Here is a 23953-nt window from a genome sequence, read left to right on the forward strand (position 1 = left end):
ACTCCGATCGCTCTACGCTTTACACGCTCAGTAAACGACGCCCGCTTCGACCGCCCGCGTCCGGTCCCCTATCGCCGAACGTGTACTGAGTGCGAGAAAATAACGAAAACATCGCAGCGAGTGCACGCTCGGCGCCGGGAGGTCATGCTGACATCAATAGCTCCTCGGCAATTTCAGGACGTTGGATCCCAGGAAATTCAAAATCATCTCCTGGCTGACCGGCGCGATCTTCATCAGCCGGGCCTCACGGAAGTAGCGCGCGATGTGGTACTCCTCCGCGTACCCCATGCCGCCGTGGGTCTGCAACGCCCGGTCCGTGGCGGTGAAGCCCGCGTCCGCGCATAGGTATTTGGCGGTATTGGCTTCGCGCCCACAGGGTTTGCCGTTGTCGTAGAGCCAGGTCGCCTTGCGCAGCATCAGCTCGGCGGCATCGAGGCGGGCCAGCGAATCGGCGAGCGGGAACTGTAGGCCCTGGTTCATGCCGATGGGCCGGCCGAAGACCTGACGCTCATTGCCGTACTTCACCGCCTTGTCCAGCGCCACCCGTCCGATGCCGAGCGCCTCGGCGGCGATCAGCATCCGTTCGGGATTCAGGCCGTCCAGGATGTACTGGAAACCCTTGCCCTCCTCGCCGATTCGATCCTCGACGGGTACTTCGAGATTGTCGATGAACAACTCGTTGGAGCTGACGGCGTTGCGGCCCATCTTGCGGATGGGGCGGATGTCGACGCGGCTGCGGTCGAGATCGGTGAGGAACAGCGTCATCCCGTCGGTCTTCTTGGTGACTTCCTCATAACCTTGAGTCCGGGTCAGCAGGAGGATCTTGTCGGACTCCATGGCCTTGGAGATCCACACCTTGCGGCCGTTGACGATGTAGCGATCGCCGTCGCGTTTGGCGAAGGTGGTGATGCGCGACGTGTCGAGCCCGGCACCGGGTTCGGTGACCCCGAAGCAGACGTGCACTTCACCGGTCGCGACCCGGGGCAGCGTGCGCGCCTTGAGTTCCTCGGAACCGTGTACCACCACCGGTTGCATGCCGAAGATCGACAGGTGGATCGAGCTGGCCGCGTTCATGGCGCCGCCGGACTTGGCGACCTCTTCGAGAAGGATGGTGGCTTCGGTGATCCCGAGGCCGTGGCCGCCGTACTCGGTCGGAATCGTCATACCGAGCCAGCCGCCGTCGGCTATGACCTTATAGAACTCGGCCGGAAACTCGTGCGCCTGGTCCTTTTCCATCCAGTACTGGTCGTCGAACTTCCGGGCCAGCTCGGCGACCGACCGGCGGATCAGCTCCTGGTCATCGGTCAGCTCAAAATTCATTCCACCGCCGGGCACTGCTGGATCTCCCTATGTCGAAATGCACCGGCGCACTTGCATTCCGGCTGCGTGCGTCTCAGTCTCTGTTGCCGCTGTGTTCTTTCGCGTTGGCCGCAAAGTCCGCGAACGACGAACCCGACCTGGTCTCTTTGTGGTTGCTGAGCGCCCGGATGGACACGTCGTGCCCTTCGGCGGACTTGCGCAGCGCGCCGACCGCCGCCTGCTCGCGGGTGATGTGGGTGAACGGGTCGAACGAGTACCAGCGCATCGAATTCTCGTGGGTGATCTTGTTGATCTCGTCGTCCGGCACGTTGTTCAAAGACAGGACGTCCCAAAGCTCCTCCGGCGCACCCGGCCACATCGAGTCGCTGTGCGGGTAGTCGGCCTCCCACGCGATGTTGTCGATGCCGATCATGTTGCGCAGCTTGACGCCCACCTTGTCGCTGATGAAGCACGTCAGGAAGTGCTCCCGGAAGATGTCGCTGGGCAGCTTGCCGCCGAAGTTCTGGTGAGTCCACGTCGAATGCATCTCGAACGTGCGGTCGGCCCGCTCCAGGAAGTACGGGATCCACCCGGTCCCGCCCTCGGACAGCGCGATCTTAAGGTCCGGGTACTCCTTGATCGGCCTGGACCACAGCAGGTCCGCGGCGGCCTGCACGATGTTCATCGGCTGCAGCGTGATCATCACGTCCATCGGCGCATCGGGCGCCGTGATCGCCAGCCGGCCCGAGGATCCGATGTGCACGTTCATCACGGTGTTGGTATCGCACAACGCCTTCCACAGCGGGTTCCAGTACGCGTCGTGGAAGCTGGGGTAGCCCATCGCGGCCGGGTTCTCGGTGAAGGTCAGCGCGTGCACACCCTTCTTCGAGACCCGGCGCACCTCCGCTGCGCATGCCTCGGCGTCCCAGATCACCGGCAGCGCCATCGGGATGAACCGCGCCGGGTAGGCCCCGCACCACTCGTCGATGTGCCAGTCGTTGTAGGCCTGTACCAGCGCTATCGAAAAGTCATGGTCTTCGGTGGCGAACAGGCGCCCGGCGAAGCCCGGGAAGGACGGGAAGCAAATCGAGGCCAGGATGCCCCCGGCATTCATGTCCTTGATGCGCTCGTCGACGTCGTAGCAGCCCGGCCGGATCTCGTCGAGGCCCTGCGGTTCCAGGCCGTACTCCTCCTTGGGCCGTCCGGCGACGGCGTTGAGTGCGACGTTCGGGATTACCGTGTCGCGGAACTTCCACATGTCGGAGCCGTCGGGGTTGTGCACCAGCCGCGGCGCGTCGTCCAGGTATTTCTTCGGCAGGTGGTCCTTGAACATGTCCGGCGGCTCGACGGTGTGGTCGTCGACGCTGATCAGGATCATGTCTTCCTTGTTCATGGCTTCCTCTCCATCGAGTCCATCTGCTCCCACACACCCTCGGCGGACCGCCGCTCAGCGCCAAGATCAGTTAGTTGAAAACTATCTTCTCGTGAAGTGAGAATCAACATTCAGCGCACGCGGCGGGTGTCCGAACTGCCCGCCTGCGGGCGACAACGCGGTGGGCCAATGGCCGTCGGGGGAACGGGAATCCTCACGTCGTCGCTGTTAGGCGGGCACGCCGACAGCCGCCCAGACCGGTGGTGTTCGCCGCCAGTCCTCACTCTCGGCGCCGGGCGGACGGCCCGCGCTCGTCCCCGAGCGTCGGCATTGACCGGTAGGCCGAATCGTGCAAGTCTATTGGTTGGAAATGAGAATATGATTCTCTTAGACCGAGAGTGATTGGGACGATGGCGAGAGGAGATCCCGCATGCGCCTAGCACCACTGCCGGCCGACGAGTGGGACGAGACCGTCCAGCGGTCGCTGTCCGGCATGCTGCCCCCGGACCGGTGCAACCCGCGCGACGCCGGCAATGCGCTCTCGACGTTCGCCAACCACCCGACGCTCGCCAAGGCGTTTCTCCGGTTCAACATCCACCTCCTGTACTCGTCCACGCTGCCGCCGCGCGTCCGTGAACTGGCCATCCTGCGGGTCGCGCACCGCCGCCACTGCGCCTACGAGTGGACCCATCACGTGACCCTGGCCAAGGAAGCCGGATTGCGCGACGACGAGATAGCCGCGGTTCGCCGCGGCGAGGCCGCCGACGAGTTCGAACGCGCGGTGCTCGCCGGGGTGGATGAGCTCGACGAGCAGTCGCGGATGTCCGACGAGACATGGGCCGCGCTCGGCGAGCGCCTCAACGACCGCCAGCGCATGGATCTCGTCTTCACCGTCGGCTGCTACACGCTACTGGCCATGGCATTCAACACTTTTGGCGTTCAGCTCGAGAACGAGAGAGGTTAGAGCCTTGCCCCACTTCCCGAAACCAGCCGCCGGAAGCTGGACAGAAAACTACCCCGAACTGGGGACCGCGCCGGTCGATTACACCGATTCCATCGATCCGGCATTCTTTGAGGCCGAGCGCGACGCGATCTTCAAGCGGACGTGGCTCAACGTCGGCCGAGTGGAGCGGCTGCCGCGCACCGGCAGCTATTTCACCAAGGAACTCCCGTCGGCCGGTCAGGGCATGTCGGTGATCGTCGTCAAGACCAAGGGCGGTTCGGTCAAGGCGTTTCACAATGTCTGCCGCCACCGCGGAAACAAGCTGGTATGGAACGACTATCCACACGAGGAGACTTCCGGCACCTGCCGGCAGTTCACCTGCAAGTATCACGCCTGGCGCTACAGCCTCGACGGTGATCTGACGTTCATCCAGCAGGAGGACGAGTTCTTCGACGTCGACAAGGGACAGTTTGGGCTCGTGCCGGTGCGCTGCGAGGTGTGGGAGGGGTTCATCTTCATCAACCTCGACAACAACGCGGAACCGCTCGTCGACTACCTCGGGCCGCTGGCCAAGGGCATCGAGGGCTACCCCTTCCACGAGATGACCGAGACCTACGCCTACCGGGCCGAGGTCGGCAGCAACTGGAAGCTGTTCATCGACGCGTTCGCCGAGTTCTACCACGCGCCGGTGCTGCATCAGGGTCAGTACACAAAGGAAGAAGCCGCGAAGATCATGAAGTACGGCTTCGAGGCTTTGCACTACGAGTTGGCGAGCCCGCACGGGATGATCTCGACTTGGGGCGGCCAGGCGCCGCCCACGGACATGTCCATCGTGAAGCCCATGGACCAGGTGCTGCGCAGCGGTCTGTTCGGCCCCTGGGACAAGCCGGAGGTCATCGAGAAGCTCGGTCAGCTGCCGCCGGGCGTCAATCCGAAGAAAGTGCCGCAGTGGGGCATCGACTCGTGGCACTTCTACCCGAACTTCATGCTGTTGATCTGGGAGCCCGGCTGGTTTTTGACCTACCACTACTGGCCGACCGCCGTCGACAAGCACATCTTCGAATGCACGCTTTATTTCGTTCCGCCGCGAAACGCGCGCGAACGCTTGGCCCAAGAGCTGGCGGCGGTGACGTTCAAGGAGTACGCGCTTCAGGACTCCAACACCCTGGAAGCGACCCAGACGATGATCGGCACCAAGGTCATCAAGGACTTTCCGCTATGCGATCAGGAAATCCTCCTCCGCCATTTGCACAAGGTGACCGGGGACTACGTGACTGGCTGGAAAAAGGAGTTGGCCAACAATGGCGCTTCCCGCTGAATTCGCCGACCTGGAGCCCTATTTGGATTGGGACCTGCCCACCGAACCCGAGCGCTACGCCAAGCGGCTGGCCTCGACGATGACCGAGATGCAGGCGTTCTACGACGTGGCATTCCCCCGCCTCGACGACGCCATCGCCTACTGTGACAAGTTCCCGCTGGACGACCTGCCCGAGGACGCCCGTACGCTCATGCACATCATGCAGTCTCTGGTCATGGTGTCCTTTCCGATAGAGGCCTGGAAGCAGCCGCGCGTCCCCGACAGCGGCGCGGCCTGGGTGGAACTGATCAGGGAACCGGTGATCTAACGGTGCTCTCGGCTCTTCGCCCGAGCGGCTCATCGCTGTGCTGACGCTCAAGGCCGCCGGGCTGCTCGACGTCGACGCCGGCGAGGTCCTGCGGCCCGGCATCCTGCAGATCGACGGCGACCGAATCGCGGCAGTCGGAGGCGAGGCACAGGGCGACCTGATCGACCTCGGCGAGCGGATCCTGCTGCCCGGGCTGATGGACATGGAGGTCAACCTCCTGATGGGCGGGCGCGGGGAGAAACCCGGCCTGTCCCAGGTTCAGGACGACCCGCCGACGCGCGTACTGCGCGCCGTCGGCAATGCCCGCCGCACGCTGCACGCGGGCTTCACCACGGTGCGAAACCTCGGTTTGTTCGTCAAGACCGGCGGCTATCTGCTTGACGTCGCGCTGGGCAAGGCCATCGACGCGGGCTGGATCGACGGGCCGCGGGTGGTGCCGGCCGGGCACGCGATCACCCCGACCGGCGGGCATCTGGATCCGACGATGTTCGCCGCGTTCGCGCCACACGTGCTGGAGCTGACGGTCGAAGAGGGCATCGCCAACGGAATCGACGAAATCCGCAAGGCGGTGCGCTACCAGATCAAACACGGCGCCGAGTTGATCAAGGTCTGCTGCTCGGGCGGGGTGATGTCCCTGACAGGACCGCCCGGGGCGCAACATTATTCGGACGAGGAATTGCGCGCGATCGTCGACGAGGCGCACCGGCGCGGGCTGCGCGTCGCCGCGCACACGCACGGCGCCGATGCGGTCAAGCATGCCGTCGCCGCCGGCATCGACTGCATCGAGCACGGCTTTCTGATCGACGACGAGGCGATCGCGACGATGGTCGAGCATGGCACGTATTTGGTGTCGACTCGGCGTCTGGCGGAGGGCATGGACGTCTCGCACGCCCCGCCCGAGCTCCAGGCCAAGGCCGCGGAGATGTTCCCGAAGTCGCGCACCTCGATCCTGGCCGCCCACAAAGCCGGTGTGAAGATCGCGGTCGGCACAGACGCCCCCGCGATACCGCACGGCCGCAACGCCGACGAGCTGGTCACCCTGGTGGAATGGGGCCTGCCGCCGTTGGCGGTGCTGCGGGCGGCCACGGTGACCGCAGCCGAGCTGATCAACGCAGGCGACCGGGGACGGCTCGCCCCGGGCCAGCTCGCCGATATCATCGCCGTACCGGGAAACCCGTTGGAAGACATAACCGTTACCCAGAACGTCAGTTTTGTCATGAAAGGCGGCAAGGTCTATGTCGACGGAACGGCCAACTAGAACTGACGACCTCGTCGAGATTCAGCAGCTGCTCGCCCGCTACGCGGTCACCATCACCCAGGAAGACATCGACGGCCTCATCGGAGTCTTCACGCCCGACGGCACCTACAGCGCCTTTGGCGACACCTACCGGCTGGACAGGTTTCCGGAGCTGGTCGCCGCGGCACCAAAGGGCTTATTTCTCACCGGAACTGCCCTCGTCGACATTGACGGCGATTCCGCCAGCGGCACCCAACCGCTGTGCTTCATCGACCACGCAACTCACGATATGCGGATTGGCTACTACCGCGACACCTACGCTCGCACGGCCGGCGGATGGCGGCTGAAGACTCGCGCCATGACGTTCATCCGCCGCAGCGGCGTGCACGACTCCGGACGCCCGCACGCCGTAGGCCGTCCCACGCCGTGAACGTCGAGGAGTTCCGGACGGGCCTGCGCGCGTGGCTCGATGAGAATGACCTGACGCCCGGACCCGACCACTCGCTGCAGGGCCATATGCAGCAATTCGCCCGCGTCAGCCGGGCCCTGTATGACGCCGATTGGATGCGGTACGGCTGGGCGAAAGAAGTCGGCGGGTTGGGCGGCCCGGCGGTGCTTCGCGCGATCGTCGGCGAGGAGGTGGTGGGTCGCCGGCTGGCCGAACCGGGTCCCTACTCGATGCTCGAGGTGCTCGCGCCCACGATGATCGACTACGCGCCCGCCGAACTCGCCGCGGAAATGGTGCCCCGGCTGCTGAGCGGCCGCGAGCAATGGTGCCAAGGCTTTTCCGAGCCGGGGTCCGGCAGCGACCTGGCGTCGCTGACCACGCGCGCCACGCCACAGGGCGACAACTGGATCGTCAACGGGCAGAAGGTCTGGACCAGTTTCGCGCAGTTCTCGACACGGTGCGTCCTGCTCGCCCGCACGGCGCCAGGACACGACGGAATCACCGCGTTCTTCGTCGACCTCGACACCCCGGGCATCACCGTCCGGCCCCTTCACACGATGCACGGCGTCGACGAATTCTGCGAGGTGTACTACGACGATGTGGTGATCCCGTCCAGCCGGATGCTTGGCCAACCGGGCGACGGCTGGCGGCTGGCGATGGACCTGCTGCCGTATGAACGCTCCGCGTGCTTCTGGCAACGGATCGCCTACCTGTACTCACGCTTCGATGAGCTCATCCGCGAGGCGCATCACCCCGACGAATCCGCCCTGGGCGCCGCCTATCTGGCGCTTCACACGTTGCGTTGCCGATCCCGTGACACCCAGCATCGATTGGGCGACGGTGCGCGCCTGGGGCCGGACACCTCCATCGATAAGGTGCTGCTGGCCGCCGCCGAGCAACGGCTCTACGACACCGTCCGCGACCTGTTACCCGGGGCCCTCGAGCTCGACGACACACCGTGGCGGTCGGAGTACCTGTACTCGCGTGCGGCCACGATCTATGGCGGAACCGCCGAGATTCAGCGCAACATCATCGCCCGCCGGCTGCTCGACCTCGGCAAGGAGTGAGTCGTGGACCCCGAGGCACTGCAGTTGTTGGCCGACTCCCTGCGCACCGCGATGACCGCCGCGAGTGGCGCCAAGCTCGACGCGGCGTTATCCTACCTCGGCTGGCACGACATGCTCGATGAAATACCGGACGTCGCAATACCTTTGGTGTTCCGGCTGCTCGGCGAGACCGGCGCGCATGCCCCGGTGCTCAACGACGTGGTGCTGCGCGCGGCCGGGCGCGCGGCCGGCGGAACCGCGCCGCTGCCGTTCGCCGGGGGTTCGTGGGTGGTGTGGGAGCGCGACGACCAGGTCACCTCGACGCTGGGCGGGCTGCCGATACACCGTGTACCAGAGGGTGATCCGGTGCCGCTCGTCGCGGGAAGGCACGCGCTGGGCTGGTGGCTGGTCGGCAGCAGCCGCGCGATGCTGTCGCTGGCGCGCCAGCATGCCGTGGACCGTGTTCAATTTGGCCGGCGGATCAGCTCCTTTCAGGCGATCCGGCACCGGTTGGCCGAAACACTCGTCGCAATCGAGGGCGCCGAGGCGACCCTGGACGCCGCCGCGGAGGACGCCGACGGCTTGGCTTCCCTGCTGGCCAAGGCCGCCGCCGGTCAGGCGGCGCTCACCGCCGCGCGCCACTGCCAGCAGGTGCTGGGTGGCATCGGCTTCACCGCCGAGCACCAGCTGCACCACCACGTCAAGCGGTCGCTGATCTTGGATGGCCTGCTCGGCAGCGCGCGAGAATTGACCCGTGAAGCCGGAACGATGTTGCGAGCCAAAGGTTTCGCGCCACGGCTGGCGCAGCTGTAACGGCCGACTGGACTTAGCCCATCGGTCACTTGCGTCACCACAGGAACGGCGCCGTGTTTTCGCCCGCCTCACAGCGACTGTGAAGCCGGCAGCGCATGGGGCGGGCGCGGTTGTCGCTGTGAGGTGGGCAAAAAGTCACACCCCGGAATTTCTGTGACGGATGGGATCGCGGGGCCTGCGCGTAGACTCGTCAGGCCTCCAACGGATCGGACCCGATGAGCCACCCCGACGTGCCCCGAAACGAGGTCGGCGTCGCCTCGCTGCTCGTGGGCATCGTCGCGCTCATCACCTGCTGGCTTCTGATCGGGGTGCCCTTCGGCATAGCGGCGGTGATAACCGGCGATATGGCGCGCAGACGAGTGCAGCGCGGCGAAGCGGACAATCCCCGAATCGCCATGGCGGGCATGGTATTAGGGGCGGTGTCGATCGTGGCGGGGCTCACCGCGATCGGTTACTACGCCTGGTCGGACGCCCGCTAATTGCGCGGCAGGCCGAGTACCCGTTCGGCGATGATGTTCCGCTGGATTTCGGAAGTGCCTCCGGCGATGGTCGCGGCGAAGCTGCGCGCGTACCGGTCGAACCAGCTGCGGTAGTGGCTGTCGAGGTTCAGCGGGGCGAACGGGGCGGTCACCGCGTGGTACACGAGACCCTCGGCGCCCGCGGCGTTCAGCGCGTCCTCGGAGGCGCGTTGCAGGGCCTCCGAACCGAGCAGCTTGAGCACCGACTGTGCGGGCACATCCTCTTCCCCGCGGGCTGCGCGCGCCAGGGCCGCCGACCCCAGCAGCCGCAGCGCATAGGAATCCATCACCAAGGTGGCGTAGCGATCCCGCTCAAGTGGCCCGGACGGGCTGAAATCGACGGTCAGCTCGTGCAACAAGTCGACATATCCCATCCACAGCATGATCCGTTCGTGGCCCAGCGAACCGGTTGCCACCCGCCAGCCCTCATCGAGCTGACCGATCAGATTCTCGGCCGGCACCCGCGCGTCGGTGAAAAACACCTCGTTGAAGTCGATTTCATCGCCGTCACACATTGATGCGAACGGCCGGCGCACCACACCGGGGGTATCGGTCGGGATCATCAACGCGCTGATGCCCTTGTGTTTCGGCTTGCCCGGATCGGTGCGCACGAACGTCAACAGCACGTCTGCGTCGTGAGCGCCCGATGTCCACACCTTCTGCCCGTTGACCACGAAGTGATCGCCTTGCGAATCCGAGGAGCGCACCGCCCGCGTTTTCAGCGACGCCAGGTCCGAACCCGCGCCGGGTTCGCTCATCCCCAGCGAGGCGGTGATCTCGGCCCGCAGAATCGGCACCGCCCATCGCCGCTTCTGCTCCGGGGTGCCAAACGTCATCAACGACGCCGCGATGATTCCCACGCCCTGCGGATTGAAACTTTGATAGATGCGCCGGCGGCCCAATTCCTCCAAGTACACGTATTGCTGCAAAAGCGTGGCGTTGCGACCACCGAATTCCGGCGGATTGCCGGGCAGCAGCCACCCGCTATCAAAGAGCAGCCGTTGCCAGCGCCGGGCCCACTCCGGGATGTGCGAACTCGACCGCGGCCGCTCCACCGTCTCCGCCTCGGAGGGAAGATGCGCGTCCAGGAAAGCCACGAACTCGGCGCGGAACGCCTCGACGTCGGAGTCAAAGGTCAGTTGCACAGCACTCCCTGAAAGACGGTTTCCGGATTCTCGGAGACGGCGCGGTTCGCTCTTGCGATTACGCTTCCATACACACGTGTAAGAGAATAGTATTCTCGCCGTGAGAAAGTTACAATCTCCCGACACGGCGTCCGTAGGGGGTCGAGCGCACCGATGGCACGACGTTCTCCGGTAGAGTCCAATCATGTTCTCCCCACGCGGCAATCGTCTGAGCCGCCAGTGACCAGCCCGAGCGAAGAGCCGGCCTGGAAGCAGCGGGCCGTCGAGCGGTCGATCAAGACCGCGAAATTGCGCGCGGCGCAGCGCGTTCAGCGGTTCCTCGACGCGGCGCAGGCGATCATCATCGAGAAGGGGAGCACCGACTTTACGGTCCAGGAGGTCGTGGACCGCTCGCGCCAGTCGCTGCGGAGCTTCTACCTGCAGTTCGACGGCAAGCACGAGCTGCTGCTCGCCCTGTTCGAAGACGCCTTGAGCCGGTCCGCCGAACAGATCCGCGCTGCCACGGAAAGCCACACCGACGCGCTGGAGCGTCTTAAAGTCGCCGTCGAGCTGTTGTACGAGGCTTCACGTCCCGATCCGACCGCCAAGCGGCCTCTGTTCACCGACTTTGCCCCACGTTTGCTGGTCACGCATCCGGCCGAGGTCAAGATCGCCCACGCACCACTACTGGCGTTGCTCACCGAGCTCATGGAGGCCGCCGCCGACGCCGGCGAGCTACGGGCGGAAGTCAATCCGAAGCGGGTGGCCGCGATGACCATGCAGACCGTGATGTTCATCGCGCAATCCAGCGGCGGCTCCGACGATGCGACGATCCACCCCATCACCGCCGACGAGGTCTGGGACTTCTGCTCACGTGGATTCGTCGGCTAGCACGCCTGGTTCGCCTTGAGAGAACTGAGCAAATAGCGCACGCCATTTGCCAGATGAGAATCAGGTTCTCTAGTATCTAGAACCACAAGTAGCCGAAACGGATTTGTCGTTGACTCCCGTTGGCGGGTGGTGACAGAGCCACAGGCGGCACGGCCCGCGATTCCGGGGGGAACGCGGTTACGGCGAGAGGCGATTGATTACCCGTGACAGTCAGCGCGGCCAGCGAAATCTACTTCGACCCGTACGACGTGGCGCTCAACGCCGACCCCTACCCGATGTTCCGGCGGCTGCGCGAGGAAGCGCCGCTGTACTACAACGAGGAGCACGACTTCTACGCGCTGAGCCGGTTCGACGACGTCGACCGCGCGCTGGTCGATTACCAGACCTTCAGCTCGGCGAAGGGCGCGATACTCGAGCTGATCAAGGCGAACATCACGATCCCGCCGGGCGTGGTGTTGTTCGAGGATCCGCCGATCCATGATGTGCACCGCAAGTTGTTGTCGAGGATGTTCACGCCCCGCAAGATCAATGACCTCGAGCCGAAGATTCGCGAATTCTGTGCTCGCAGTTTGGATCCGCTGGTCGGCGCCGACCGGTTCGACTTCGTCGCCGACCTCGGGGCGCAGATGCCGATGCGGGTGATAGGGATGTTGCTGGGCGTCCCCGAGGAATACCAGGAAGCCGCACGCGACCGCGCCAACGCGAATCTGCGCACCGAAGCGGGCAAACCGATGGACGCCTCGGCCGCACACATGATGAAGGGCGACTTCTTCGGCCAATTCATCGACTGGCGGGCCGAGCATCCCTCCGACGACATTATGACCGAACTGCTGCACGCCGAGTTCGAGGACGAGACGGGTACCGTCCGCCGACTCACCCGTGACGAACTCCTCATCTACATCAGCGTGGTCTCCGGAGCCGGCAACGAGACAACCACCCGCCTGATCGGGTGGGCCGGCAAGGTGCTGGCCGAACATCCGGACCAGCGGCGTGAATTGGTCGCCGACCGGTCGTTGATTCCTGCGGCGATCGAGGAGTTGTTGCGCTTCGAACCGCCCGCGCCGCACGTCGCCAGGTACGTCACCCACGATGTCGAGTACTACAACCAACGCGTGCCCGCGGGCAGCGTCATGATGGGACTCATCGGCGCCGCCAACCACGATCACCGCCAATTCCCGCCGGACGGAGACGTTTTCGACATTCGGCGCGAACCGCACCAACACCTGACCTTCAGCGTCGGCACCCACTACTGCCTCGGCTCGGCGCTGGCTCGCCTCGAGGGCCGCATCGCGCTCGAAGAGATCTTGAAACGCTTCCCCGAGTGGGACGTCGACCTTGTCGCCGCCAAGCTGTCCCCCACTTCCACCGTGCGGGGATGGGACACGATGCCGGCTGTTCTTCGCTGAGCTATTTGGGAAATGAGGTGGTAGCCATGGCTGGACGTGTTGAAGGCAAAGTCGCTTTCATCACCGGGGCGGCACGCGGTCAGGGCCGCAGCCACGCGGTGCGGCTGGCGCAGGAGGGTGCCGACATCATCGCCGTCGACATCTGCAAGCCCATTCGCGAGGGCCTCGTGGAGGGCTCGGCGATCCCGGCGTCGACGCCGGAGGATCTGGCGGAAACGGCCGACCTCGTCAAGGGCCACAACCGCCGGATCGTCACGGCCGAAGTCGACGTGCGCGACTACGGCGCGCTCAAGGCCGCAGTCGACAGCAGCGTGGAGCAGCTGGGCCGGCTGGACATCATCGTCGCCAACGCGGGCATCGGCAATGGCGGTGCAACGCTGGACAAAACCAGCGAAGAGGACTGGACGGAAATGATCGACGTCAACCTGTCGGGCGTGTGGAAAACGGTGAAGGCCGGTGTCCCGCACATCCTGGCCGGCGGCCGCGGCGGATCGATCATTCTGACCAGCTCGGTCGGGGGGCTCAAGGCGTACCCGCATACCGGGCACTATGTCGCCGCCAAGCACGGTGTGGTCGGGCTGATGCGCGCCTTCGGAGTCGAGTTGGGGCAGCACATGATTCGCGTCAACTCGGTGCACCCCACGCACGTGAGCACTCCGATGCTGCACAACGAGGGAACGTTCAAGATGTTCCGACCGGACTTGGAGAATCCCGGCCCCGACGACATGGCACCGATCTGCCAGCTGTTTCACACACTGCCGATTCCCTGGGTCGATCCCATCGACGTCAGCAACGCGGTGCTCTTCTTCGCCTCCGACGAGTCCCGCTATGTCACCGGCGTGACCCTGCCCGTCGATGCGGGTAGCTGCCTTAAGTAGCATCCGGTCCGTGAATGGGATCGACGGATTTGGAGGACGCGCCGCGGTTGTCACCGGTGGGGCAAGTGGCATCGGTTTGGCCACCGCCACCGAGTTTGCCCGCCGCGGGGCCAGGCTCGTGCTCGCCGACGTCGATCAGCCCGCGCTGGAACAGGCCGTGGCGCGGTTGCGCGGCGAGGATTTTGACGCGCACGGCGTGATGTGCGACGTGCGGCATCTCGAGGAGATGGTTCACCTCGCGGACGAGGCTTTTCGCCTGCTCGGCCAGGTTGACATCCTCTTCAGCAACGCCGGCATCGTGGTCGCGGGTCCGATCGCGCAGATGACACACGAGGACTGGCGCTGGGTGATCGATATTGACCTATGGGGGTCGATCCACGCCGTCGAGGCGTTCCTGCCGAGATTGCTCGAGCAGGGCACCGGCGGCCACATCGCGTTCACCGCGTCATTCGCCGGACTGGTTCCCAACACGGGCCTCGGCGCGTACGGCGTGGCCAAGTACGGCGTTGTGGCCCTGGCGGAGACGTTGGCCCGCGAGGTCAAGGACAACGGCATCGGCGTTTCGGTGCTGTGCCCGATGGTGGTCGAAACCAAGCTGGTCTCCAACTCGGAACGAATCCGCGGCGCGGATTACGGGCTGGCGTCGACGCCCGACGTGACGGGTTCGCTCGGGCCGCTGCCGGCACAGGACCAAAGCCTGGGGGTCGACGACGTGGCGCGGCTGACCGCCGACGCGATTCTGGCCGATCGCCTATATGTCCTGCCACACGAGGCGGCGCGCGCCTCCGTCAAGCGCCGGTTCGAGCGCATCGACCGTACGTTTGACGAACAGGCCGCCGAGGGCTGGGCCCACTAGCGGTTGTCAATCCGCCCCTCGCGCAACGGGATTCCGTTGCCGGCGCGGTTGACGCGCATCGGCCTGAACAGTGCCGCAGCAACCAACACGAGCAAGGGCAACAGAATCGCGTTCAGTGTCGCGTCCCGGGTGTTGTACATCTTCAACATCGACAGGTGGTAAACGCAGTGCAGTGTGTTGAAGACAAGCCACATGAGTGCCGTGACCCGGACCAGGGCTTGGTTGGCGACCAAGACAAACGTCACAGCGGTGACCGCCGCCATTGCCAGAAACATTGCCCCGACGTCTTTGACGAAGTGCTCGTTGTACGGGCCAAGTTGCGGGAGCCAGCTCATGCCTAAACCGGGAAAGTTGTGATACCAGTGGCGCGGCGCCATGTAGGCCCACACACCCGTTGCGGCGCCGCCGGCGCCCAAAAGGGCCAATGCGCTTCGATGCAATAGTGCGTTCATACCCCTTCAGACGCCGCAGCAGTCACAAATGTGACGTCTCGACCGCGGCGCCGCGGCGGGCGACTCAGTCCGCTACCGCCGGTCAGTTCGCGGCATACATCGCCGGCGCGCAGCCGATGACTCCATCGGCTTCCAGATCCGCGATCTCTGACTCGGTCAGGCCCAGTTCGGCCAGCAGCTCATGATTGTGCTGCCCCAGCAACGGTGCAGGATTCGTGTGGAATCGTCCGGGCCCGCCGGAGAACCTCACCGGCACGGTGCTGAGATTGGCGCGGCCGTTCACGGGGTGGTCGAGTTCTTCGAAGAAGCCGCGAAACGCCAGCTGATCCAGCTCCGTTTGGCGATGGGGCTGCATGACCTTGGCCACCGGCACGCCGGCATCCCAGAGCGCCGTGACGACATCGTCCACACTGCGGTGCTCACACCAGGCGGCCAGCCGCTCATCGATGAGGTCGTGGTGCGCGCGCCGCCCCGCCGCCGTCGACAGCGCGGAATCGGTTGCCCATGAGGGTGATCCGATGGCGTCGCGCAAGCTCTCCCACTGCGCGTCGGTCGCCACCGCGATGGCCACCCAACTGTCGAGCCGGCCGAATTCGTCGATGTCGGCTGTGCGGTAGAGGTTTTGGGGTGCCGCCGTTGGTCCGCGGTTGCCGTCGCGCTCTAACAGTGCCCCGTACGCGGAGTACTCGATGACCTGTTCGGCGGAGATGCTCAGTGCGGCATCGACCATCGCCGCTTCGACGAATACGCCCTGGCCGGTGCGTCGTCGGTGCTCCAGCGCCAGCAACAGCGCGTTGAGCGCATGCACGCCGGCGTTGGGGTCACCGATCGAGTACGGGTCATAGGGCGTGCGGTCGGGGTAGCCGGTCAGCCAAGTCAATCCGGACGCGGCTTCGATGACATAGGCGAATGCCGGGTTATCGCGCCACGGGCCGTCGACGCCGAAACCCGGCATCCGCAACATCACCGCGTCGGGCCGAATCGATTGGATCGCGGCGAAATCCAAACCCATCTGGTCCAGCACCCGCGGCGTGAAGTTTTCCGCGACCACGTCGCATGTCGCGATGAGCCGGCAGAGCAGCTCCCGGCCACGGGGGCTCTGCAGGTCCAGCGTCAGGCCCTTCTTGTCGGTGTTCAGCGCCGCGAAGATCGGCGACTTCTCCCACCACTGGGACTCGGTGATCGGCACGCCCGCGATCAATCGCGTGCCGTCTGGACGGCGGGTGGATTCCACGTGGATGACGTCGGCGCCGAGCATGGCCAGGAAGTGGGTGCAGCTGGGTCCGGCCCAGAACGTCGTCATATCCAACACGCGAAGCCCGGTGAACGGCAGTCGATCCGCCGGCCCCGAGGTCGTCGGCGCGGGCCGCGGCGTCACACGCGCGGCACGGTAACGCGCGGTGTGCTCACCCAGCCGCGGCGCCGGCTGTGGACGCCGCAGCAACGCCGGGCGCATCCGGTACGGATGGCCGGGTTGCACGAATCCGCCGCGCGGATGGCGCACGAAGGAACCGCGCGCCTGAAACTGGTCCAGCGACGCGATGTTCGCACCGTGGGCAACCGGGCCGTTCGGAATGCGGAATGCCGTGGCGAGTTCACGGATATCGGCGACCGAGTTGCTCGCCATCCAGGCACCGATTTCCTCCGCGTAGACATTGGCGGACTCGGTGATCGTCAGCGGCGAATCCTCATCAATCCACTCGGGGTGACCCACCATCGCGCACAAATCGAACCACTGTTGCGCGGTCCCACACCCGAGGTTCACCAGACCATCTTTCGCTTGAGCCACGCCCGGCACCGTCGGCCGCCGGGCGTCTCGCCAGGGCCGCCCGAGCATTTCGAAGTAGGTGACGGGATAATAAGTCAGGCACAGGATTTGTGTCTCCAGCATCGACAGGTCCAGAAGTTCCCCGGCCGCACCGCCGATTTGGCGCCATCGCGACGCCAGGGTCGCAGCGCTCGCATAGGCTCCGGCCAGATACTCGCCGACCTGACCGCCCACAAACACAGGCGGGCGCTCCGGTTCGCCACGGCCGAGGCCGATGATTCCGCCCGACCACGCCTGCAGCGTGAACTCGGTCGCGGCACGGTCGCGCCAGGGGCCCTCCAATCCGAACGGCGTGATCGAGGTGACGGTGAGATGTGAATGACGATGGTGGATTGCACTCGGCGTAAAGGCCAGGTGCTCAGCTACTTTCGAGCCGGCCGACCACACCGCCGCGTCCGCCGATGACAGGAGCCGATTGATCAGCTCGAGATCGTCGCCCGCCTCGGGGTCGACAACGACGCTGTGCTTAGAGCCGGCAAGGAAGCTGAACAACGCGCCGTCATCGGCGGGCTGGATCGCCGTGCCCGACGCTGACCATGAGCGCAGCGGATCGCCTTCTGGCGGCTCGACTTTGACGACCTCGGCGCCGCCGTCGGCCAGCAACTTCGTGCAGTAAGCACCCGCAATCCCGGTGGACAGGTCGACCACCGTATAGCCGGCCAGCGGGGATTCGGCCCAGGGTTTCGCCACTAGTGCTTTCTCCTCCCCTGGGCGTCCTTCTTGTATAGGATGACCTTCTTCACCGGGCCATCTGGTTCGGAAGACACGTTATCCCCGCCAATGTGGGCTAGAAGTCAGCACTTCGGGGCCGTCGGCGTTGATCAACACAGCCTCTCGCCCGAAGACCGCACCGACGCCCTGCTCCCAGACGTAGCCCGTCACGGCCAGAACCATTCCCGGCTCCAGTCGTTCGCCGGCCGCGCTTTGGGGCAGGTGCTGGGAGACGACGGGCGGGTCAAAGCCCATGCCCAGGCCCCGGGCCACCGGCATCGGCGGCTCGGGTTCCCCCGCGGCCCGATAGGCGGACAGGAGGACGTCGGCCGCGGCGCCCGGTTGGGATGCCCCTAATAGCGCGGCCCACAAGCGATCCCACCGCCGGTAGAGGGAGGTGGCGCTGACGCTGCCCACGGGCCAGGTCCGTCCCACCTCGCCGACGTAGCCACCCGCCACGACGCCAGCGGAGAAGGCCACCAGGTCACCCTCATTAACGCGACCGTCGCCGTCGACTCGCCGCCACGGGTGTTCACGCGAAGTGACCCACGCGACGTCCTGATTCGACGGGGTGCTCACGCCGCCGGCCGCCACCGCCTCCAGCAGCATACCGGCCAGCGTTTGTTCACCCACCCCGGGCCGCAGCCCGGACACCGCCGCCCCCAGACCGGACTCGGCCACCGCAATCGCGTTCCGCAACGCGGCCACCTCCTCGGAGGTCTTGATGCGGCGGGCGGCACGCATGGCGAGTTCTCCGTCGACCAACTCGGCATGCGGAAAAGCGGTCGGCAGCAGTTGCGCGAAAACCGGTGACAGCGCATCGGTTCCGACGCGCCGCGCCGCGGCCGCGCCCTCGATGCGCTGCAGCGCAGCCACGGTGTTCATCGGATTCCACGTGATGCCGTACAGGTTCTCGTGGGGAATGTCGTCGGGGACACCTTCGTCCCAAGTGCTGAGGAGGTGGATGGCGCCGGTCGCGCGAACCAGAACGCAGGTCGGGCCGAATGGCCGCGTTCCGGCCACCCACAGCTGCGGTGCTCCGGTGACATAGCGGACGTTCGCCTGGCGACCGAGGACCAGGATGTCGAGATCGTGCGCCGCCATCTGCTCCAGCGCCCGCTGCCGGCGCCCCGACCGCAGCGTGCGGTCGTCAGGGCAGACTTCAACTGACATTGGAGCCATAGGGGTCATAGGGGTAGTCGGTCAATCGGGTCGAGCCCTCCTCGGTGATCACCAAGACTTCCTCGCTGCGGTAGCCGCCGGTGCCGTCCTCCCAGACCACCGGCTCGAGCACCAACACCATGCCGTGCTGCAGGACGAAGTTGTCGTCGAACTCGGAGCCGAGATCGGTTCCGATCATGGGCATTTCGGCGGCGTTAACGCCGATGCCGTGCCCGAGGTAGAAATGCGGCAGCCAGGGCCGGCTACCGCCGTTGGCCGCGGTGGCGGCCCTGGCGAGATCCCCGGCGGTGGCGCCGGCGCGGGCCACGCCCAGCACGGCGGTCATGATTTCGAACCATTTGTCGAACTGCGCCTGCTGACGCGGCGTCGGGTCCCGCCCGACGATCCAGGTGCGCCCGAAGTCCGAGCAGTAGCCGTTATAGGTGATGCTGACGTCGGTCCAAAGGACGTCGCCTTCGGCCAGTTCACGCTCGGTGCTCAGCAGCGGCAGCGCCAGGTCTCCGTGCGTCGTCCACACGCCCTCCGCCTTGCTGTGCGGCATCACCTGCCAGATCGGTTCGAGCATGCTGGCGGTGGCACCCAGATCGAAGGCCTGTCGCAAGAACCTTGCGGATAGGTCGATCTGGCGGATGCCGGGGGCCAAGGCCTTGTGGACTTCGACCATCGCCTCGTCGGTGATCCGAATGGCGGTACGCATGCAGGCCAATTCGTCCTGGGTTTTGATCACCTTGGCGGCGCTGACAACAGCCGCGGCGTCCACGGGCGCGCCGTTGGGAAACAACAGATTCGCGGCGCGAGACATGGCACCGGTGCACTCGTCGACCGCGATCACCGCCCCGGCCGGAATCAGATCGGAGACCACCCGCGCGAAATGCAGTACCCCTTCGTCGAATTCGAGGAAGACGGGTCCGTGCAGATGATCGGCGGGCACGCCGGATTCCTGCGAAGCGCCCTCGCGGAACGGCAGGAACAGGTGCGGTGACTCATCGTCGGCGACAACCACCGCCACCGGCCGTTCGACGTAGGAAAGGCCCGCGTCGCCCAGCGGCCAGCTGGTCCCGGTGGCGTAGACCACCGCGTTGTTGCCCAGCAGGATCATCGCGTCAATGCTGCGTTCGGCCATCGCCGAGCGCAGGCGCGCCCCCGTCTCACGGCGCATGCGAACCAGGTCGGGTATTTCGGGAATCACCAGCCCGCCGTCAGCTTGCGCAATCGATGTCATCGTGCGACCACTACAGCCCCAGGAACTTGGTGACGTTGCCGCTGACGATGCGTGCCGCGTCCTTCGGTCCGACCGCGTCGACGACCGCGGCCAGCGATTTCTCCGAGTAGCCGTATGTGCTTTCGTTGTGCGGGTAGTCGCTGGACCACATCACCTTGTCGATCCCGATCTTGTCGATCAGCTCCAGTCCCAGGGGATCGACCATGAACGATGCGCTCATGTGGTTGTCCCAGTAGTAGCGCACGTCGTGATCCAGCGGCCGGTTGAACATGTGCTGATAGGAGGCCACCAAATGCTCGGCGTCCTGCAGCGCCCAGGGAACCCAGGAGATCCCGCCCTCGAACCAACCGATCCGCAAGGTGGGATGCTGGTCGAGGATACCGCCAAAGATATACTTGGAGAACGTCTCCCGAAATCCGTCGATGTTGATCATCATCCCGACGACGACGCTGTTGAACTCGCACGGGCTCTTTGGTGGGGTCTCCCCGATGTGGTGGGAGAGCGGAAGACCGGCGGCCTCGATCTCATCCCACACGGGCCTCATGGAGGTGCTCGAGTAGTCGATGGGGTTGCCGTCGTCGTCCTTGCCGGGATTCAGCGGCATCAGGAAGGTCTTGAGCCCCAATGATTTCAGCTCGTCCAGGGTCTTCCTCGTGCCTTGCGGATCCCACCAGTTGATCAGTCCGGCCCCGTAGAAGTGGCCGTCCGAGCGTTCCTGGAGCTCCGCGAGGTACTCGTTGTAGATGCGGAATGCCAGTTCGCGAAGTTTCTTGTCCGGGTAGTGGAAAAGCGCCAGCACCGCGTTGGGGAAGGCCAGTTCCTTCTCGACGCCGTCGTCGTGCAGCTCCTGGATGCGCGCCTCGATGTTGGTGCTGGCGGCCCCGGGCAGGTCGTCGTATTGCATCAGCACCGCGCTGAAGTCACCCGGCAGGAACGACTGCCCCTTACGCCCGACCTGATACGCGCCATCCTCGTACCAGATCCGCGGCGCCTTTTCCTTGAGCTCGTCCGGGAAGCGCTCGTAGAAGATGTCCGCGGCCAGGGAGATGTGGTTATCGGCCGAGAAAACCACGGTCCCCTCCGGCAGGCCCACATTGCTGCCGGTGGCGTGCCCGCGGCGATCCTTCGGTGCGCCAAAGCCTCCCTGCGGGTAGAGCGAAACGGTGCTTGTTTGAGTCGTCATCATTGACCCTCCATCCGGGATCGGCTTTTTTGAGAGTAATCACGTTGGGTCACCAGGTCACCGGCAGTTCGTACACGCCGTAGGCCAGCCGGTCATGTTTGAACGGCACCTCCTCGAACGGGATGGCCAACGCCAGCGTCGGGATGCGCCGGAACAGCGTGCGGTAGACGATTTGCAGCTCCGCGCGAGCGAGCTGCTGGCCCACGCACTGGTGCCGCCCGTAACCGAATGCGACGTTGCGATCCGCCCCCGACCGGTGCAGGTACAGCCGATCCGGCTCGGTGAAGACTCGTGCATCCCAATTCGCGGGGGCCAGGTCGATGATGATGCCTTCGCCGGCACGGACGACCTCGCCCGCGATGGAGATGTCTTCCAGCGCCACGCGGCGCTGGCCGTTCTGGATGATGCTGAGGTAGCGGAGCAGCTCCTCGACGGCGTTGGCGACGATCTTGGGATCTTCGGCATCGCGGATCACCGCCAACTGATCGGGATTTTCCAGCAGCGCAAGCACTCCCAGCCCGATCATGTTCGAGGTGGTCTCGTGCCCGGCGATCAGCAGCCCGGTGCCCAACTGCGCGGCCTCCTTGACGCTGAGTTCCCCCGCGTTGACCCGCTCGGCCAGGTCGGATACCGCGTCCTCCGCCGGGTTTTCCATCTTGGCCTCGACCAGCTGGGCGAGGTACTTGTTGAGGTTCATCGCGCCCTTGACGGTGTCCTCCCCCGTCGCATAGCGCGCGAGCCCGACGTTGGCGTGGTGCTGGAACATGTCGGCGTCCTCGTACGGCACCCCCAGCAGCTGACTGATCACCAGCGACGGGACCGGCAGGGCCAGCGCGGTGACGACATCGGCGGGCTGCGGTCCGGCGAGCATCGCGTCGATGTGATCATCGGTGATCTGCTGGATGGACGACCGCAGCCCTTCGACTCGCTTGAAGGTGAAGGGCTTCGACAGCATCCGCCTGAATCGGGTGTGCTCCTCGCCGTCGGCGGTGAAGACCGATCGCGGGCGCTTGTGCACGGTGGACAACATGCCCGCGTTCCAGTGCGGGAACCCCGGCGTGCGGTCGTCGACGCTGACACGGGAATCGGAGAACAGCTCCCGCACCAGCTCGTAGCCCGTGACGAGCCACGGTGTGCTGCCGTCCCAGATCCGAACTCTGGACAGCGGCTTGGCTTCAGCGAGCGCCATGACGTCCGGCGGCGGAGCGAACGGGCAGCTCGCCTGCCTGGCCATCGGATACTCCGGAATTTCGGCCTCGGTGGTGGTGCGCGTCAGTGTTTCCGACATCTCATTCCTCGATGTGAATGGCCAGTGCGGGACACGCCGCCGCGGCGCGGCGCGCGCCCTCGGCCTGCTCGGCCGAGGGATTCGGATTGAGCAGGACGACCACGCCGTCGTCGTCGCGTTGGTCGAAGACTTCGGCCGCGTTCATGACGCAGTTCCCCGACGACGCGCAAATGTTTTGGTCGACAGTCACTTTCATCAGCAGATACTCACTCGTCCGGCGTCACGGGCGCCAGCCACAGGCCCACGATGGCATCGATAAGGCCGGAAGCGGCCGCCCGCCAAGACGATTGGTGCATCGATGATCCCGCCGCCAGCGCACGCTCGCGGTCGGCGCAGGTGTGCATCAACAGGTTGCGGGCCATGACATTGCGTTCGAAACGCACCTCGGCCGGCAGGTTGGGCAGGCAACCATTGATGCCTTCGACGACCCGAACCAGCGACGGGGAGCTGAGTGCGCCCTTGACGATGATGTTGTAGTAGGCCGGATCGGTCATCGCCTGCGCCGCGAAGCGCGCATACCAGGTGGGGTTCCCGAGCTCTGCCAGGTGGTCGGTGAGGGGGCGCACCAAGCAGGCAACCCAGTCCCGCATCTCGGCGGAGCCACGCGACTCCTGCAGCTCGGCCACCATCTGTTCGCGCAGCTGCTCGACGGGCCCGCGGTGTTTCTGCTCGATGGCGCGCACCAGGTCGGCCTTGGTACCGAAGTGGTAGCCCACCGCGGCGTTGTTGCCCTGACCGGCGGCCTCGCTGACCTGGCGGTTCGACACCGCGAACATGCCGTGCTCGGCGTACAGACGCTCGGCCGCCACCAGGATCGCCTCCTGGGTGGAGCTGGCCCGTTCGGTGCGAACCGCCCTGCTTGCCGTAGTCATCCTGCTAGTCAACCGCGCGCACCGCTATTAAGTCAAGCGCTTGATTTAATCTCGCCAGATGGCCACGCAGCTTGTTCGGCGCCGTGGATTTCCCTGTTTGTTGTCCGATCCGGGAAAGGTGAAGTAAACCCCAGAAAGTCACCCGGCCAGCCGAACGCCGCCTTAAGACTGGTGGCCACAACGGTTGGCGCAGAGGGGCGCCGTCTAGTCCGGTGCCGCATCCGGGCATAGGTCGGATATGGCAAAGCCCACCGCGGCTTCGGCCTGTTGGCGGGTAAGTTCCCGACCGCCACCGGTACGGGAGTTGGTGATTACCATTTCGGTGATCTGGCCCGGCGCTTCGCCGCCGTAGAGCCGCCAGCAGATAACGTTGCCGAACCCCTGTCGGTTGCTCCAGGCGTGGTTGGTGCCGCGGATGATGACGGTGTCGCCGGGCCGCATGAGTGTTTCATCGGTGTCGGTGACCAGGTAGATTTCGCCGCGCACGCAGGTGAGGCAGTCCAGGGTGTCGGTGCGGTGCATACCCTCGCTGTGACACCTTCGCCTTCTAAACAAACGTATGCGTGTTCATTTGATGGTAAACGTATGCTCGATCCAGCTATAGCGCAAGTGATCGTGTTCGTTTAAGATGAGCGTGTGCCCAGACTCAGCGAGAACACCCGCGCCCAGCGCCGCCAACACATCCTCACCAGTGCGTGGACGTGCTTCTCCCGCGGCGGCTTTCACACCACCTCGATGGACCAAGTGATCGCCGCCACC

The 23953-nt window shown here is 65.2% G+C and carries 24 protein-coding genes; 12 read left to right on the forward strand and 12 right to left on the reverse strand.

Annotated elements, in window-relative coordinates; translation table 11 throughout:
* Positions 1-153: 153 nt before the first annotated feature.
* Both JWP83_RS03985 and JWP83_RS03990 read right to left on the reverse strand, forming a co-directional pair.
* Positions 154-1320 (reverse strand): acyl-CoA dehydrogenase family protein, encoded by a 1167-nt coding sequence (locus JWP83_RS03985; protein WP_297726154.1) that lies wholly within the window; start codon positions 1318-1320, stop codon positions 154-156.
* Positions 1321-1393: 73 nt separating this feature from the next.
* Positions 1394-2692, reverse strand: coding sequence for an amidohydrolase family protein (locus JWP83_RS03990; RefSeq protein WP_297726099.1), 1299 nt, complete (start codon positions 2690-2692; stop codon positions 1394-1396).
* A gap of 409 nt (positions 2693-3101) precedes the next feature.
* Between JWP83_RS03990 and JWP83_RS03995 the strand changes: the two genes are divergently transcribed.
* From JWP83_RS03995 to JWP83_RS04030, 8 genes are all read left to right on the forward strand, one after another.
* The gene (locus JWP83_RS03995) at positions 3102-3635 is read left to right on the forward strand and encodes a carboxymuconolactone decarboxylase family protein (RefSeq protein WP_297726100.1); all 534 of its coding nucleotides are present in this window, start codon (positions 3102-3104) and stop codon (positions 3633-3635) included.
* A 4-nt stretch (positions 3636-3639) separates the two neighbouring features.
* Positions 3640-4932 (forward strand): SRPBCC family protein, encoded by a 1293-nt coding sequence (locus JWP83_RS04000; RefSeq protein ID WP_297726101.1) that lies wholly within the window; start codon positions 3640-3642, stop codon positions 4930-4932.
* Positions 4916-5239, forward strand: a complete 324-nt coding sequence (locus JWP83_RS04005) for a hypothetical protein (RefSeq protein WP_297726103.1) — start codon at positions 4916-4918, stop codon at positions 5237-5239. Before JWP83_RS04000 ends, JWP83_RS04005 begins: the two co-directional genes overlap by 17 nt.
* A gap of 37 nt (positions 5240-5276) precedes the next feature.
* Positions 5277-6497, forward strand: a complete 1221-nt coding sequence (locus JWP83_RS04010) for an amidohydrolase family protein (RefSeq protein WP_297726105.1) — start codon at positions 5277-5279, stop codon at positions 6495-6497.
* Complete coding sequence (locus tag JWP83_RS04015; protein WP_297726107.1) at positions 6475-6906, forward strand: nuclear transport factor 2 family protein; 432 nt, start codon at positions 6475-6477, stop codon at positions 6904-6906. The genes JWP83_RS04010 and JWP83_RS04015 overlap by 23 nt, the downstream gene beginning before the upstream one ends.
* The gene (locus tag JWP83_RS04020; RefSeq protein ID WP_297726109.1) at positions 6903-7991 is read left to right on the forward strand and encodes an acyl-CoA dehydrogenase family protein; all 1089 of its coding nucleotides are present in this window, start codon (positions 6903-6905) and stop codon (positions 7989-7991) included. Before JWP83_RS04015 ends, JWP83_RS04020 begins: the two co-directional genes overlap by 4 nt.
* A gap of 51 nt (positions 7992-8042) precedes the next feature.
* On the forward strand, positions 8043-8783 hold the full coding sequence (locus tag JWP83_RS04025) for an acyl-CoA dehydrogenase family protein (RefSeq protein WP_297726157.1): 741 nt from the start codon (positions 8043-8045) through the stop codon (positions 8781-8783).
* A 215-nt stretch (positions 8784-8998) separates the two neighbouring features.
* Entirely contained in the window at positions 8999-9262 is a 264-nt protein-coding gene (locus JWP83_RS04030) for a DUF4190 domain-containing protein (protein WP_297726111.1), read from the forward strand.
* On the opposite strand, the gene JWP83_RS04035 is transcribed toward JWP83_RS04030, so the two are convergent.
* On the reverse strand, positions 9259-10446 hold the full coding sequence (locus JWP83_RS04035) for an acyl-CoA dehydrogenase family protein (RefSeq protein WP_297726113.1): 1188 nt from the start codon (positions 10444-10446) through the stop codon (positions 9259-9261). The two genes, JWP83_RS04030 and JWP83_RS04035, sit on opposite strands and share 4 nt — an antisense overlap.
* Positions 10447-10665: 219 nt before the next feature.
* Here JWP83_RS04035 and JWP83_RS04040 point away from each other — a divergent pair, with 219 nt between their 5' ends.
* The 4 genes from JWP83_RS04040 to JWP83_RS04055 all read left to right on the forward strand — a co-directional run bounded on the left by JWP83_RS04040 (position 10666) and on the right by JWP83_RS04055 (position 14456).
* Entirely contained in the window at positions 10666-11316 is a 651-nt protein-coding gene (locus JWP83_RS04040) for a TetR/AcrR family transcriptional regulator (RefSeq protein ID WP_297726115.1), read from the forward strand.
* A gap of 203 nt (positions 11317-11519) precedes the next feature.
* A complete protein-coding gene (locus JWP83_RS04045) occupies positions 11520-12722 on the forward strand; it encodes a cytochrome P450 (protein WP_297726117.1) in 1203 nt (400 codons plus the stop codon).
* Between the two features lie 26 nt (positions 12723-12748).
* A complete protein-coding gene (locus JWP83_RS04050) occupies positions 12749-13600 on the forward strand; it encodes a mycofactocin-coupled SDR family oxidoreductase (protein WP_297726119.1) in 852 nt (283 codons plus the stop codon).
* 19 nt (positions 13601-13619) lie between these two features.
* A complete protein-coding gene (locus JWP83_RS04055; RefSeq protein ID WP_297726160.1) occupies positions 13620-14456 on the forward strand; it encodes an SDR family NAD(P)-dependent oxidoreductase in 837 nt (278 codons plus the stop codon).
* Here JWP83_RS04055 and JWP83_RS04060 read toward each other — a convergent pair.
* The 9 genes from JWP83_RS04060 to JWP83_RS04100 form a co-directional block, all read right to left on the reverse strand.
* Positions 14453-14908 (reverse strand): hypothetical protein, encoded by a 456-nt coding sequence (locus JWP83_RS04060; protein WP_297726122.1) that lies wholly within the window; start codon positions 14906-14908, stop codon positions 14453-14455. The two genes, JWP83_RS04055 and JWP83_RS04060, sit on opposite strands and share 4 nt — an antisense overlap.
* Before the next feature lie 82 nt (positions 14909-14990).
* Positions 14991-17426, reverse strand: coding sequence for a CoA transferase (locus JWP83_RS04065; RefSeq protein WP_297726124.1), 2436 nt, complete (start codon positions 17424-17426; stop codon positions 14991-14993).
* 78 nt (positions 17427-17504) lie between these two features.
* On the reverse strand, positions 17505-18620 hold the full coding sequence (locus JWP83_RS04070) for a Xaa-Pro peptidase family protein (protein WP_297726126.1): 1116 nt from the start codon (positions 18618-18620) through the stop codon (positions 17505-17507).
* Positions 18610-19851: a Xaa-Pro peptidase family protein gene (locus tag JWP83_RS04075; protein ID WP_297726129.1), complete on the reverse strand. Its 1242-nt coding sequence runs from the start codon at positions 19849-19851 to the stop codon at positions 18610-18612. The genes JWP83_RS04070 and JWP83_RS04075 overlap by 11 nt, the downstream gene beginning before the upstream one ends.
* 10 nt (positions 19852-19861) lie before the next feature.
* The gene (locus JWP83_RS04080) at positions 19862-20923 is read right to left on the reverse strand and encodes an amidohydrolase family protein (RefSeq protein WP_297726163.1); all 1062 of its coding nucleotides are present in this window, start codon (positions 20921-20923) and stop codon (positions 19862-19864) included.
* A 160-nt stretch (positions 20924-21083) separates the two neighbouring features.
* Positions 21084-22322 (reverse strand): cytochrome P450, encoded by a 1239-nt coding sequence (locus tag JWP83_RS04085; protein WP_297726132.1) that lies wholly within the window; start codon positions 22320-22322, stop codon positions 21084-21086.
* A 1-nt stretch (position 22323) separates the two neighbouring features.
* Complete coding sequence (locus JWP83_RS04090) at positions 22324-22518, reverse strand: ferredoxin (RefSeq protein ID WP_297726135.1); 195 nt, start codon at positions 22516-22518, stop codon at positions 22324-22326.
* Between the two features lie 10 nt (positions 22519-22528).
* Positions 22529-23194, reverse strand: coding sequence for a TetR family transcriptional regulator (locus tag JWP83_RS04095; RefSeq protein WP_297726138.1), 666 nt, complete (start codon positions 23192-23194; stop codon positions 22529-22531).
* Between the two features lie 204 nt (positions 23195-23398).
* Positions 23399-23716, reverse strand: coding sequence for a DUF732 domain-containing protein (locus tag JWP83_RS04100; RefSeq protein WP_297726141.1), 318 nt, complete (start codon positions 23714-23716; stop codon positions 23399-23401).
* Positions 23717-23953 lie beyond the last annotated feature (237 nt).

Source organism: Mycobacterium sp. (assembly GCF_025965855.1).
In the GTDB taxonomy this organism is placed as follows: Bacteria; Actinomycetota; Actinomycetes; order Mycobacteriales; family Mycobacteriaceae; genus Mycobacterium.

What these genes read in the sequence shown, in the direction of transcription:
- JWP83_RS03985 (WP_297726154.1), bottom strand. Translation starts at nt 1,320, where the DNA reads ATGAATTTTGAGCTGACCGATGACCAGGAGCTGATCCGCCGGTCGGTC.
- JWP83_RS03990 (WP_297726099.1), bottom strand. Translation starts at nt 2,692, where the DNA reads ATGAACAAGGAAGACATGATCCTGATCAGCGTCGACGACCACACCGTC.
- JWP83_RS03995 (WP_297726100.1), top strand. Translation starts at nt 3,102, where the DNA reads ATGCGCCTAGCACCACTGCCGGCCGACGAGTGGGACGAGACCGTCCAG.
- JWP83_RS04005 (WP_297726103.1), top strand. Translation starts at nt 4,916, where the DNA reads ATGGCGCTTCCCGCTGAATTCGCCGACCTGGAGCCCTATTTGGATTGG.
- JWP83_RS04015 (WP_297726107.1), top strand. Translation starts at nt 6,475, where the DNA reads ATGTCGACGGAACGGCCAACTAGAACTGACGACCTCGTCGAGATTCAG.
- JWP83_RS04025 (WP_297726157.1), top strand. Translation starts at nt 8,043, where the DNA reads ATGACCGCCGCGAGTGGCGCCAAGCTCGACGCGGCGTTATCCTACCTC.
- JWP83_RS04030 (WP_297726111.1), top strand. Translation starts at nt 8,999, where the DNA reads ATGAGCCACCCCGACGTGCCCCGAAACGAGGTCGGCGTCGCCTCGCTG.
- JWP83_RS04050 (WP_297726119.1), top strand. Translation starts at nt 12,749, where the DNA reads ATGGCTGGACGTGTTGAAGGCAAAGTCGCTTTCATCACCGGGGCGGCA.
- JWP83_RS04060 (WP_297726122.1), bottom strand. Translation starts at nt 14,908, where the DNA reads ATGAACGCACTATTGCATCGAAGCGCATTGGCCCTTTTGGGCGCCGGC.
- JWP83_RS04070 (WP_297726126.1), bottom strand. Translation starts at nt 18,620, where the DNA reads ATGTCAGTTGAAGTCTGCCCTGACGACCGCACGCTGCGGTCGGGGCGC.
- JWP83_RS04075 (WP_297726129.1), bottom strand. Translation starts at nt 19,851, where the DNA reads ATGACATCGATTGCGCAAGCTGACGGCGGGCTGGTGATTCCCGAAATA.
- JWP83_RS04085 (WP_297726132.1), bottom strand. Translation starts at nt 22,322, where the DNA reads ATGTCGGAAACACTGACGCGCACCACCACCGAGGCCGAAATTCCGGAG.
- JWP83_RS04090 (WP_297726135.1), bottom strand. Translation starts at nt 22,518, where the DNA reads ATGAAAGTGACTGTCGACCAAAACATTTGCGCGTCGTCGGGGAACTGC.
- JWP83_RS04095 (WP_297726138.1), bottom strand. Translation starts at nt 23,194, where the DNA reads ATGACTACGGCAAGCAGGGCGGTTCGCACCGAACGGGCCAGCTCCACC.
- JWP83_RS04100 (WP_297726141.1), bottom strand. Translation starts at nt 23,716, where the DNA reads ATGCACCGCACCGACACCCTGGACTGCCTCACCTGCGTGCGCGGCGAA.